Consider the following 12,028-nt stretch of genomic DNA (forward strand, 5'->3'; position numbering starts at 1 on the left):
CCGGGCGCAGCCCGGGAAACGGCAACAACCCACCCCACCCCCCGAAGGGCACCTCGCCGATGACCGCCGACCACCCACCCCAGCCCCCCGCCCCCACCGACCCCCACGACCTCGTCGGCATCGGCATCGGCCCCTTCAACCTCTCCCTCGCCGCCCTCGCCGACGGCATCCACGGCGGCCTCAAGACCGCCTTCTACGAACAGCGCCCCACCTTCCACTGGCACCCCGGCCTCCTCATCGAAGGCGCCACCCTCCAAGTCCCCTTCCTCGCCGACCTCGTCACCCTCGCCGACCCCTCCAGCCCCTGGACCTTCCTCAACCACCTCCGCGACCGCGAACGCCTCTTCCCCTTCTACTTCGCCGAGCGCTTCCACATCCAACGCGCCGAGTACGACGCGTACTGCCGCTGGGTCAGCGACCGCCTCACCGGACTCCACTTCGGCCACCAGGTCGACGCCGTCCGCTGGAACCCCGAACGCATCGCCTTCGAAGTCGACTTCACCCAACTCGACACCGACGGCGAAGCCGAAGCCCTCGGCCGCACCTACACCCGCAACCTCGTCCTCGGCGTCGGCACCGCCCCCCACATCCCCGAACCCCTCAAACCCCTCGCCGAAGCCCCCACCGTCCCCGTCCTCCACTCCGCCGACTACCTCACCCACCGCACAAGCCTCACCACCGCCGAACACGTCACCGTCATCGGATCCGGCCAGTCCGGCGCCGAAGTCTTCCTCGACCTGCTGCGCGCTCGCCCCGTCGGCCGCGAAAAGCTCACCTGGCTCGCCCGTACCGAAGCCATCGCCCCCATGGAGTACTCCAAGCTCGGCCTGGAACACTTCACCCCCGACTACACCCGCTACTTCCACGCCCTCCCCGAAGGCGTACGCGACGAACTCCTGCCCCGCCAATGGCAGTTGCACAAAGGCATCGACGCCGACACCATCGCCGCCATCCACGACGAGCTCTACCGCCGCACCCTCGACGGCAGCTGGCCCGACGTCACCATCACCCCCGGAGTCCACGTCCGCACCGCAGGACGCGTCGCCAACACCAAGGTCGAACTCCACCTCGAACACACCCAGCAGGGCACCCGCTCCCGCCTCACCACCGACGCCGTCGTCCTCGCCACCGGCTACCGCGAACGCTCCGTCGACCGCATCCTCGCCGCCCTCGACCCGTACATGAAGCGCGACTCCTCCCAGCGCCCCCGCATCGACGAACAGCAACGCCTCCTCCTCGACCCCGTCGTCCAGGGCTCCGTCTACGTCCAGAACGCCGAACGCCACACCCACGGCGTCGGCGCCCCCGACCTCGGCCTCGCCGCCTGGCGCAGCGCCGTCATCCTCAACTCCATCACCGGCACCGACGCCTACCCCCTCCCCGCCCGCACCGCCTTCACCACCTTCGGCCTCCACACCCCGCCCCGCTCCACACTCCCCAACCAGCGCGAAGGCCTCGTCCAGCTGAAGGCCTGATACGGACCCGACGACGGGCCGCACCTGCCCACACGACGACGGGCCGCACGTACGGACACGGCAACGGGCCGCACCCGCCGACACGACGACGGGCCGCACCCCCTCCACGAAGGGGATGCGGCCCGCGCACGTACCACAACAGCCGCCTAGAACACCGGCGTTCCGTCCCGCGTCAGCTTCCAGTCCACCGAAGCGAACGTCTTCGGATCCACCGTCCCCTTCGCCTTCACCCACGTGATGATCGTGTTCCGGATCTCCTCCGAATTCGCCCACAGCTGCTTCGACGCCGCAATGTACGGGAACGCACCGCCACCGGACGCCCGGTAATTGTTCACCGCGAACACGAACTGCGCCTTCGGATCCAGCGGCTTCCCGTCGTACGAAAGCTTCACGATCCGCGCCCCCTTCGGCTTCGCGATGTCGATCTCGTACGTCAGACCCGAGACGACGTCGTAGTTGTAGTCCGGGGTGTTCTCCGCATTCGTCAGCTTCGACGTGTCCACCGGAGCGCCCGCCGCCGTCTGCACGTAGTACTTCGCCGAGTACTCCAGGTACTCCTTGACCTGCGCACCCGTCAGCAGCCGCGCCTCAAGCGTGTTCTCGAACGGGTACAGACCCGCCGCGTCCTTGATCGTGATCTCCCCGGCCGGCACCTTCGCCGTACGCGAGAAGCACGACGCCTGCGACAGCACCGGCAGCTTCGCGTACTCCCCGCCGGAGAGGGCCGCCTTCACCGTCTCCACCTGCACCAGGTTGATCAGATCGATCAGCGGCTCGTCCTTCCAGGCCGCCTCCGCCGTCGCCATCGCCGCCGTCGACGTACCGATCACCTGGTTCACATACGCGACCACCTTCTTGTGCTCATCAGTGAGCATCCCGGTGATACGCGGGTCCTCCGCCACGGCATTGGAATTCAGGACACTCGCCCCGACCTTCTCCACCGTCCAACGGCCCTTCCCCCACACCAGCTCGAAGTCGAACCGGGTCAGCCGCTGACCCCACTTCAGCGGCTCCGACAGCACGACCTTCTTCCCCGTCGCCTTGTTCTCGACGAAGTACTCCGGAATCTCCGTGTGCGCGTGACCGACGAGGATCGCGTCGATCCCCGGCACCTGCTCCGCCACCAGACCGGCCGCGTTCTCCACGTACGGCAGCTGATCACCGTACGAAGAAGTCCCCGACGAACCCGAGTGCGCCGACACGATCACGACGTCCGCACCCATCGACCGCAGCTTCGGCACCCACTTCGCCGCCTGCTCCTCAAGGCCCGGGAAAACCATCTTCCCCTGCACGTTCTGCTTGTCCCAGATCGCGATACCGGGATTCGTCAGCCCCAGCACAGCCACCTTCACATCCCGACCGTGCGGCGTACGAAGCCGGTGCATGCTGTACGGGCGGAAAGCCGGCCGCAGCGTCTTCGCGTCCAGCGCATTCGCCCCGAGCAGCGGGAAATCACACTGCTCCTCGAACTTCCGCAGCACCGGAATTCCGTAATTGAACTCGTGATTACCGAGCGCCGCGGCGTCATAACCCATCTTGTTCATCGCCTGCGCCATCGGATGCACCGGACCACGCTTCGCCGTGATCGGGTCGACCTTCGCGTAGTAGTACGACAGCTGGGTGCCCTGGATGGTGTCACCCGCGTCGATCAGGAGGGTATTGCGACGGCCCTTCTCCTTGCGCACCGCATTCACCAACGTCGAGACCTTCGCCAGGCCCACATCGTTGTGGTCCTTGTCGTCGAACTCCTTGTCCGTGAAGTAGTCCCAGTTGAAGACATTTCCGTGCAGATCGGTCGTCCCCATCACCGTGAAGGAGTACCGCTTCGGCGGACGACCGTGACCGTGCCCGCCCCCGTGCCCGCGCTCCGCGGCCTCCGCGGACCCCGCGACCCCGCCGGTCAGCGCCACACCGGCGCCAGTAGCAGCGGCCTGCCCCAGAAACTTCCGTCGATTCAGCGGCATTTGAACTCCTTCGTCCCCGCGTTGTCCATGCACAACGCGCGTAGATTCTGACCCAGACCCGCCACACGCGACACCCCCTACAGGTTTCGATCCGATGACTCCCCGATGTCACACCCGGATGCCACAGTGGTCCCTACGACAGCCGACAGCGCCCGTACACCATGCGCACACCACACACCTGCCCACCGAGGGAGCCCTCAGTGACCACCGAAACCCACACCCCCGCCGCCCCGTACGGCACCCCCGAAGCCCCCCGCATCGCCGTCCGCGGCGAAGCCCGCCTCGAAGTCGACCCCGAGATCGCCCGCATCGGCATCACCGTCAGCGCCCGCGGCACCGACCGCCGCACCGCCCTCGAAGACCTCACCCGCCGCAACACCGCCGCCCTCGAACTCGTCAAGGCATACGGCGACGCCGTCGAAAAGCTCGAAACAGGCGCCTTCTCCATCACCCCCGAACTCACCCGCAAAGGCCGCGGCGAACACATCCGCGCCTACCACGGCCGCGTCCACCTCACCGCCGAACTCGCGGACTTCACCTCCCTCGGTGAACTCACCACCCGCCTCTCCGACCTCGACCTCACCCGCGTCGACGGCCCCTGGTGGGCCCTGCGCCCCACCTCACCCGTCTACGGCCAGGCCAGGACCCACGCCGTCCGCGAAGCCGTCGTCCGCGCCCGCGAATACGCCGAAGCCCTCGGCACCCACCTCGTCGCCCTCCTCGAACTCGCCGACGAAGGCGCCGAGCAGGCCGCACCCATGCCCATGGCCCACGGCATGCGGATGGCCGCCTACGGAGGCGCCGGCGATGCCGCCGAGTCCGCCCCCGCCCTCGACCTCGAACCCCAGCGCCAGACCGTCTACGCCCACGTCAACGCACGCTTCACGATGGCTCCGCCCCAACTCTGAAGCCCACACTCCCAATTGCTCATCAGAGCACCCCCGCGCACAATTCAACACTTGTCAATAACCCTTCACCCAAAGGTTGTTGAGTCGTCATGCACCGCCAATTACCTACCCGCCGGTAAGCCCTAGGCTCGGAGGTATGCGCCGAGCAAAGATCGTCTGTACCCTGGGCCCCGCCACCGACACATACGACCAGATCAAGGCACTGGTCGAAGCCGGAATGGACATCGCCCGCTTCAACCTCAGCCACGGCACCTACGCCGAACACGAGGAGCGTTACCAACACGTACGCAAAGCCGCCGAAGAAACCGGCCGCAGCGTCGGAATCCTCGCCGACCTTCAAGGCCCGAAGATCCGCCTCGGCCGCTTCCGCGAAGGCCCCGTACTCCTTGAACGCGGCGACGACTTCACCATCACCGTCGAACCCATGGAAGGCGACCGCCACACCTGCGGCACCACCTACGACGGCCTCAACACCGACGTCACCACCGGCGAACGCATCCTCGTCGACGACGGCAAGGTCACCCTCGAAGTGACCTCCGTCGAAGGACCCCGCGTCCACACCACCGTCATCGAAGGCGGCATGGTCTCCGACCACAAGGGCCTCAACCTCCCCGGCGTCGCCGTCTCCGTCCCCGCCCTCTCGGAGAAGGACATCGACGACCTCCGCTGGGCACTGCGCACGGGCGCCGACATCATCGCCCTCTCCTTCGTCCGCAGCGGTCGCGACATCGAAGACGTCCACCGCATCATGCGCGAGGAGGGCCGTCACCTCCCCGTCATCGCCAAGGTCGAAAAGCCCCAGGCCGTCGAGAACATCGACGACATCGTCGCCGCCTTCGACGGCATCATGGTCGCCCGCGGCGACCTCGGCGTCGAAATGCCGCTGGAACAGGTCCCGATCGTCCAGAAGCGCGCCATCAAGCTCGCCAAGCGCAACGCGAAGCCGGTCATCGTCGCCACCCAGATGCTCGACTCGATGATCGAGAACTCCCGCCCCACCCGCGCCGAGGCCTCCGACGTCGCCAACGCGGTCATCGACGGCACGGACGCGGTGATGCTCTCCGGCGAGACCAGCGTCGGCAAGTACCCGATCGAGACGGTCCGCACGATGGGCCGCATCGTCGAGGCAGCGGAAGAGGACATCCTCGCCAAGGGCCTGCCCCCGCTGACCGACCGCAACAAGCCCCGCACCCAGGGCGGCGCGGTCGCCCGCGCGGCCGCCGAGATGGGCGACTTCCTCGGCGCGAAGTTCCTGGTCGCCTTCACCCAGTCCGGCGACACGGTCAAACGCCTCTCCCGCTACCGCTCACCCATCCCGCTCCTGGCCTTCACCCCGGAACCCTCCACCCGCTCCCAGCTCAACCTCACCTGGGGCGTGGAGACCTTCCTCGGCCCGAAGGTGGACTCGACGGACGAGATGGTCGCCCAGGTGGACGAAGAGCTCCTCCGCATCGGCCGCTGCCAGAAGGGCGACGTGGTGGTGATCACGGCGGGCTCGCCGCCGGGAGTGGCGGGCTCGACGAACCTCGTGCGCATCCACCACATCGGCGAGGACGACAGTCCCAAGTAGTGGTCGGCTGCTAGTATTTGGGCCCGACGTGGGCGTCCATCAAGGCGACGGACGCCCGTCGGGCCACCGAGATGTTCCATGCGTTGGCCTGCTTCCATGCCACGCCCAAGGCATCCAGCGTGCCGGTCAGCATGTTCCGGATGTCCGTCGACTTGTTGGTGAAGAAGTACCGCGGATACTCGTAGCGCTTGCGCTCGCCGCTGATGTGCCGCGTGGTCCAGTTGGTGATGCGGCAACCGTCCGAGTGGATGAGCCCGCGAACGAACTCCCAGGGGAAGTCGTCCACGATGCGCTGCTGCCATGGTTCCAGTGCAATGCGGCGCTCGTGCTTCTTGCCAGTGCCGTGCTGTGGGAACAGGTAGGGCCAACTCCGGCTGTAGCTGGTCACGTTGACGCAGCCCTGCCGCTGGAGGATGTACACCTTGGTCTGCGGGTGTACATCCATGATCGCCGTCCGGCATTCCTCGATGAGACCCGGCCAGGCGTCGGCACAAGCGATGCGCAGGTAGTGCCCACCGTGTGCGTGCTCGCTCAGGCAGCCGTCACCCAGGTACAGCCCGAGGAGGTAGGAGTACGCAGCCGGGTCAGCCGGAGTGTCGCGGATCGGGGCCCCAAGGATGCGGGGGAGTGGCTCGATCCGGGTCTGCCAGGAGCGGATGGCGTACCGGGATATGCCGGTTTCCTTGCTCACGGAGTTGAGGCTGCGGCCCTGAGCGACCAGCGCGAGCGCGTGCTGCCGCACGCTGAGTTCGTACATGCACCGAGCGTGCCGCTCGGGTGTCTGAATCTCGGCTCGAACGCCGGAATCTTCGCCGGGGATGGTGAAGATCACCCAACGTATTGACGCCTTCGAATCGAAGGTAAAGTGCCCCGGGTGGGACTCGAACCCACACTGAATACCTTTTGAGGGTATCGTCTCTGCCGATTGGACTACCGGAGCTCCTGCGAACCGAAGGCTACCGTAGCCCCTCGGGGACTCAAACATACATGAGGTAGGTAGGCTCTGGGGAGCTGTATCTGTCCCGTATCAAGGAGCCCCGTGACCACCCCCGAGTCGCCCCAGCCCGTCGCCGACGACGACACCACGTCGCACGTCCCGCCGCTGACGACCCGCGTCGTCATCGCCGAGGACGAAGCCCTCATCCGGCTCGACCTCAAGGAGATGCTGGAGGAGGAGGGCTACCAGGTCGTGGGCGAGGCCGGAGACGGTCAGAAAGCCGTTGAGCTGGCCCGGGAGCACAGGCCGGACCTGGTCATCCTCGACGTGAAGATGCCGATCCTGGACGGCATCTCCGCCGCCGAGCAGATCGCCGCCGAGTCCATCGCTCCGGTGCTGATGCTGACCGCCTTCTCGCAGCGCGACCTGGTCGAGCGGGCCCGCGACGCTGGTGCCATGGCGTACCTCGTGAAGCCGTTCAGCAAGAGCGATGTCGTTCCGGCGATCGAGATGGCCGTCTCGCGCTTCACTGAGCTGAAGGCCCTGGAGAACGAGGTCGCGGACCTCACGCTCCGGCTGGAGACGCGGAAGCTGGTGGACCGGGCGAAGTCGATCCTTCAGACGCAGTACGGGCTGACGGAGCCGGCCGCGTTCCGGTGGATCCAGAAGACGTCGATGGACCGTCGGCTGTCCATGCAGCAGGTGGCCGAGGCGGTCATCGAGGATGCCGAGGAGAAGAAGGCGGCGGCCAAGGAGCAGTAGGCCGTACGGCAGGAGAAGGGGCCCGGTCCGCGTGGTGAACGCGGGCCGGGCCCCTTTCCCGTACCCAAAGAGCGGTCAGTCCTCGCCGAGGTACGCCTTGCGGACGGACTCGTCGTGGAGGAGGTCCTGGCCGGTTCCGGAGAGGACGATCTTGCCGATCTCCATGACGTGGCCGTGGTCGGCGAGGGAGAGCGCCGCCTGGGCGTTCTGCTCGACGAGGAGGATCGTCGTGCCGGAGGCGCGGAGCTCGACGATGGTCTCCATGATCTTCTGCATCATGATCGGGGAGAGGCCCATGGAGGGCTCGTCGAGCATGAGCAGTTTGGGCTGGGACATGAGGGCCCGGCCCATGGCGAGCATCTGCTGTTCGCCGCCCGAGAGGGTTCCGGCGGCCTGCTTGCGGCGCTCTCCCAGGATGGGGAAGAGGTCGTAGGCGCGCTGGATGTCCTTTTCGATGCCTGCTTTGTCGGTGCGGAGGAAGGCGCCGAGCTGGAGGTTCTCGGTGATCGTCAGCCGGGGGAAGATGTGTCGTCCCTCGGGGGAGTGGGCGAGGCCCAGGGCGACGATCTTGTGGGCGGGGACGCCGTCGAGGGGTTTGCCGTCGAAGGTGATGCGGCCGCTGGACGGTTTGAGGAGCCCGGAGAGTGTGCGCAGGGTGGTGGTCTTGCCCGCGCCGTTGGTGCCGATGAGGGTGACGACCTGGCCCTCTTCGACGCTGAACGAGATTCCCTTGACGGCTTCGATCTTGCCGTAGGCGACGCGGAGGTCCTCTACCTCCAGCAGGGCGGTCACTGGGTGTCTCCTTCGGTGCGGGTGGTGCTGCGTGCATCGGCCTGGGCTTCTGCGTGTGCTTCGGCGGCTTCTACTTCGGCGGCTTCTTCGGCGCCGGGGGCGCCTTCGAAGGGGGTGCCGAGGTAGGCGGCGATGACGCGTTCGTCGCCCTGGACGACTTCGGCGGTGCCTTCGACGAGTTTTTCGCCCTGGACGAGGCAGGCGACGCGGTCGGAGAGGTTGAAGATGAAGCGCATGTCGTGCTCGATGACGAGGACGGCGATGCCCATGTCGCGGATGGCGAAGACGAGTTCTTCGGTGGCGCGGGTTTCCTGGGGGTTCATGCCGGCGGTGGGCTCGTCGAGGAGGAGCAGGCCGGGGTCGCTGGCGAGTGCGCGGGCGATTTCCAGCTTGCGCTGTTCGCCGTAGGGCAGGTTGCGGGCGAGGTGGTCGGCCTTGGCTTCGAGGCCGATGAACTCCAGGAGTTCCATGGCGCGTTCGTGGGACGCCTTTTCGGCTTTCTTGAAGCCGGGGCCGCGCAGGAGGGCGGACCAGAGGCCTTCCTTGGTGCGGGTGTGGCGGCCGACGAGGACGTTTTCCAGGACGGTCATGTTGGCGAAGAGCCGGATGTTCTGGAAGGTGCGGGCGATGCCTGCCTGGGTGACGAGGTGGGGCTTGGGCGGCAGGACGGTGCCCTTGTAGGTGACCTTGCCCTCGGTGGGGACGTAGAGGCCGGTGAGGCAGTTGAAGAAGGTGGTTTTGCCGGCGCCGTTGGGGCCGATGAGGCCGACGATCTCGCCTGCGTTGACGGTGAGGTTCACGTTGCGTACGGCGGTGAGGCCGCCGAAGCGCATGGTGACGCCGCTTGCGTCGAGGACGGCCTGGGACGCCGGTGCGGTGTCGGTGGTGGCTGTGGGAGTTGCCATGGGGTTCACGCCCCCGCCTTCGTGATGCCGACGCCGGGGCCCGGGGTGGGTTGGTCGGGTACGTCGAGTTGGTCGGTCTCGTGGTATTCGAGCTGGGCGCGCCGGTTGGCGATGAGGCCTTCGGGTCGGAAGCGCATCAGCAGGATGAGGGCGATGCCGAAGCCGAGGAGCTGGTAGTCCGCGAGGATTTGCAGCTTGGCCGGGATGAGGTAGAGCAGTGAGGCGCCGAGGAGGGGTCCGCTGATGGTGCCCATGCCGCCGAGGATGACTGCCGCGAGGAGGAATGCGGAGTTGGGGGGTACGGGTCCGGCGAACTGGTAGCTCTCGGGTACGACGGTGGTGGTGACGTGTGCCTGGACGGAGCCGGCGAGTCCGGCGAGGGAGGCGCCGAGGGCGAAGGCGATGAGTTTGACGCGGAAGCCGTTGATGCCCATGGCGGTGGCGGCGGTTTCGTCTTCGCGGATGGCGACCCAGGCGCGGCCGATGCGGGAGTTTCCTGCCCTGCGGAAGACGAGCACGACCAGGATGGTGGCGAGCAGCATCAGCAGGAAGTAGTTGGTGAATTTGGTGATCGGCAGGCCGAACAGGCTGTGTTCGGCGCCGAAGTCGTAGCCGAAGAGGTTGATCGGCGGGACGTTGGAGACGCCGTTGGGTCCGTTGGTGACGCGGGGTCCCGAGTTGCCGTCGAGGTTGTTGACGGTGAGGCGGAAGATCTCGCCGAAGCCGAGGGTGACGATGGCGAGGTAGTCGCCGCGCAGTCGCAGGGTGGGGGCGCCGATGAGGACGCCGAAGACGAGGGAGACGGCTGCTCCGCAGAGGGCGGCTGCCCAGAAGGGGAATTGGACGCCGAAGACGGAGGAGCTGGTTCCGGAGACGAGGGCCGCGGTGTAGGCGCCGACGCCGAGGAAGGCGACGTATCCGAGGTCGAGGAGTCCGGCGAGGCCGACGACGATGTTCAGGCCCAGGGCGACGGTGGCGAAGATGAGGATGTTGACGCCGATGAGCGTGAAGGTGTCGGTGCTCTGGGTGAAGGGGAAGCTGGCCGCGGCGAGGAATGCGGCGGTCATGGTGATGGAGCGGTGCTTGTAGGTGAGTGCGGTGAGGCGGGCGAGGAGTCCTGATTTGCCGAGGGCTGCTGTGGCGAAGCCGGCGGTGATCAGGAAGCCGATGAAGAGTTCGGAGTAGTCGGTGTCGATGCCGTAGGAGACGATGAAGAGTCCGACGGCGAAGACGGCGACGATGATGAGGATTTCGGCCCAGGAGGGGAGTTCCTTGGGGCGTGCGACCTGGCGGGTGTCGTCGGGGAGTTTGAACGCCAGGAGGGGGATCGCGGAGGCGACTGCGGCGAGGAAGCCGCCCGGGTCGAGGTGGTTGACGCCGCCGAGTACTACGGCGATGGCGACGGCGGTGAACCAGGTGGTGCCGAAGGCGCCGAGGGCCAGGAGGCGCAGGGCCTTGGTGGTGCCCGCGGGGGCGAGCCAGGCGAGGCCCTTGGTGCCGAGTGCGCTCAGTGCGTACAGCAGGACGAGCAGGCCGGCGGTGAGGGTGAGGATCTGGAGGCCGCCGGGGTATCCGGTGACGGTCAGATTGCCGGGGAACTCGTCGGTGTAGGTCCAGTTGAGGAAGGTGCTGGCGACGGTGAGTACGCCGCCTGCGGCGATGGCTCGCCGGAGCAGGGTGGCGTGGGCGTCGGTGGGCGCCTGGGCGGGTTCTGTGGTTTTGGTGGCTGTTGTCATCGTGATCACGCCCTGTCCGCGACGCGTTCGCCCAGCAGGCCCTGGGGCCTGAAGAGGAGGACGAGGATGAGGAGGGCGAAGGCCCAGACGTCTTTCCAGCTGCCGCCGCCGAGTTGCTGCATGCCGGGGATGTCGGCGATGTAGGCGGTGGCCATGGTTTCGGCGACGCCGAGGACGAGGCCGCCGACCATGGCGCCGTAGATGTTGCCGATGCCGCCGAGTACGGCGGCGGTGAAGGCCTTGAGGCCGAGGATGAAGCCCATTTCGAAGCGGACCTGGCCCTTGCTGAGGCCTTCCGCGACGGCGGCGACTGCGGCGAAGGCGGCGCCGATGGCGAATGCCAGCACGATGATGCGGTCGGTGTTGATGCCCATGAGCTTCGCGGTGTCGCGGTCCTGGGAGGTGGCTTGCATGGCGCGTCCGCTGCGGCTCTTGGAGACGAAGATGCCGAGGGCGGCCATGCAGACGGGGGCCGCGATGAAGACGAAGAGGTCGGCGCGGTCGATGGCCAGGCCGTCGAAGATCTTGAAGGAGGGACCGGTGAACTCGGGGAAGGTCACGGGTGCCTTGGCGCCGGGGTAGAAGCCCCAGACCAGTTGCTGGAGGACGATCGAGAGACCGATCGCGGTGATGAGTGGTGCGAGTCGCGGGGCGCCGCGCAGTGGTCGGTATGCGAAGCGTTCCGCGGCTGTGGCGACAGCCACGGAGACTATCGCTCCGCCTATGAGCATGAGGGGCAGGGCCACCACGAGTGAGGTCCCCGAGGGGAGGATCTGGTACGTGGTGAGGGCGCCGAAGCCCCCGACCATGAAGATCTCGCCATGGGCGAAGTTGATGAGCTGGACGATGCCGTAGACCATGGTGTACCCGATGGCGATGAGGCCATACAGGGCACCGAGGGCCAGACCGTCGACCAGCTGTTGCGGCAGTTCGTGCACCGCAGGGCCTCCGATGAGCGTGTCGGATATGACACCGCGCG

Annotated in this window: 10 protein-coding genes and 1 tRNA gene; 4 read left to right on the forward strand and 7 right to left on the reverse strand. The window is 67.0% G+C overall.

Annotated elements, in window-relative coordinates; genetic code table 11:
* Window positions 1-59: 59 nt before the first annotated feature.
* Window positions 60-1,475 (forward strand): SidA/IucD/PvdA family monooxygenase, encoded by a 1,416-nt coding sequence (locus tag AB0D18_RS10330; protein ID WP_362415016.1) that lies wholly within the window; start codon window positions 60-62, stop codon window positions 1,473-1,475.
* A 146-nt stretch (window positions 1,476-1,621) separates the two neighbouring features.
* Here AB0D18_RS10330 and AB0D18_RS10335 read toward each other — a convergent pair whose 3' ends face one another.
* The gene (locus AB0D18_RS10335) at window positions 1,622-3,439 is read right to left on the reverse strand and encodes a 5'-nucleotidase C-terminal domain-containing protein (protein ID WP_362415018.1); all 1,818 of its coding nucleotides are present in this window, start codon (window positions 3,437-3,439) and stop codon (window positions 1,622-1,624) included.
* Between the two features lie 200 nt (window positions 3,440-3,639).
* Between AB0D18_RS10335 and AB0D18_RS10340 the strand changes: the two genes are divergently transcribed.
* Together AB0D18_RS10340 and pyk are read left to right on the forward strand one after the other, a co-directional pair.
* Window positions 3,640-4,347 carry an SIMPL domain-containing protein gene (locus tag AB0D18_RS10340; protein ID WP_362415020.1) on the forward strand — a complete coding sequence of 236 codons (708 nt, stop codon included), beginning with the start codon at window positions 3,640-3,642 and terminating at the stop codon, window positions 4,345-4,347.
* 136 nt (window positions 4,348-4,483) lie between these two features.
* Window positions 4,484-5,917, forward strand: coding sequence for a pyruvate kinase (pyk, locus tag AB0D18_RS10345; RefSeq protein WP_362415022.1), 1,434 nt, complete (start codon window positions 4,484-4,486; stop codon window positions 5,915-5,917).
* Between the two features lie 10 nt (window positions 5,918-5,927).
* On the opposite strand, the gene AB0D18_RS10350 is transcribed toward pyk, so the two are convergent.
* Both AB0D18_RS10350 and AB0D18_RS10355 read right to left on the reverse strand, forming a co-directional pair.
* Complete coding sequence (locus tag AB0D18_RS10350) at window positions 5,928-6,674, reverse strand: hypothetical protein (RefSeq protein WP_362415321.1); 747 nt, start codon at window positions 6,672-6,674, stop codon at window positions 5,928-5,930.
* A 109-nt stretch (window positions 6,675-6,783) separates the two neighbouring features.
* A tRNA-Leu gene (locus AB0D18_RS10355) sits at window positions 6,784-6,857 on the reverse strand.
* Window positions 6,858-6,956: 99 nt separating this feature from the next.
* On the opposite strand from AB0D18_RS10355, the gene AB0D18_RS10360 reads away from it, so the two are divergent.
* A complete protein-coding gene (locus AB0D18_RS10360) occupies window positions 6,957-7,616 on the forward strand; it encodes a response regulator (protein ID WP_362415024.1) in 660 nt (219 codons plus the stop codon).
* Window positions 7,617-7,691: 75 nt separating this feature from the next.
* On the opposite strand, the gene AB0D18_RS10365 is transcribed toward AB0D18_RS10360, so the two are convergent.
* Genes AB0D18_RS10365 through AB0D18_RS10380 form a run of 4 tightly spaced genes read right to left on the reverse strand, consistent with a single transcriptional unit; the run spans window position 7,692 to window position 11,987 of the window.
* A complete protein-coding gene (locus AB0D18_RS10365) occupies window positions 7,692-8,408 on the reverse strand; it encodes an ABC transporter ATP-binding protein (RefSeq protein ID WP_362415026.1) in 717 nt (238 codons plus the stop codon).
* Complete coding sequence (locus AB0D18_RS10370) at window positions 8,405-9,313, reverse strand: ABC transporter ATP-binding protein (protein ID WP_362415028.1); 909 nt, start codon at window positions 9,311-9,313, stop codon at window positions 8,405-8,407. Before AB0D18_RS10370 ends, AB0D18_RS10365 begins: the two co-directional genes overlap by 4 nt.
* Before the next feature lie 5 nt (window positions 9,314-9,318).
* Window positions 9,319-11,049, reverse strand: a complete 1,731-nt coding sequence (locus AB0D18_RS10375) for a branched-chain amino acid ABC transporter permease (protein ID WP_362415030.1) — start codon at window positions 11,047-11,049, stop codon at window positions 9,319-9,321.
* Window positions 11,050-11,054: 5 nt separating this feature from the next.
* Window positions 11,055-11,987, reverse strand: coding sequence for a branched-chain amino acid ABC transporter permease (locus AB0D18_RS10380; RefSeq protein WP_362415032.1), 933 nt, complete (start codon window positions 11,985-11,987; stop codon window positions 11,055-11,057).
* Window positions 11,988-12,028 lie beyond the last annotated feature (41 nt).

The sequence above is a fragment of the Streptomyces sp. NPDC048442 genome (assembly GCF_040651475.1).
Lineage (GTDB): Bacteria > Actinomycetota > Actinomycetes > Streptomycetales > Streptomycetaceae > Streptomyces.

Excerpts from the sequence above, each read along its gene's own strand:
- AB0D18_RS10350 (WP_362415321.1), bottom strand. The coding sequence starts at position 6,674 with ATGTACGAACTCAGCGTGCGGCAGCACGCGCTCGCGCTGGTCGCTCAG.
- AB0D18_RS10330 (WP_362415016.1), top strand. The coding sequence starts at position 60 with ATGACCGCCGACCACCCACCCCAGCCCCCCGCCCCCACCGACCCCCAC.
- AB0D18_RS10370 (WP_362415028.1), bottom strand. The coding sequence starts at position 9,313 with ATGGCAACTCCCACAGCCACCACCGACACCGCACCGGCGTCCCAGGCC.
- AB0D18_RS10335 (WP_362415018.1), bottom strand. The coding sequence starts at position 3,439 with ATGCCGCTGAATCGACGGAAGTTTCTGGGGCAGGCCGCTGCTACTGGC.
- pyk (WP_362415022.1), top strand. The coding sequence starts at position 4,484 with ATGCGCCGAGCAAAGATCGTCTGTACCCTGGGCCCCGCCACCGACACA.
- AB0D18_RS10375 (WP_362415030.1), bottom strand. The coding sequence starts at position 11,049 with ATGACAACAGCCACCAAAACCACAGAACCCGCCCAGGCGCCCACCGAC.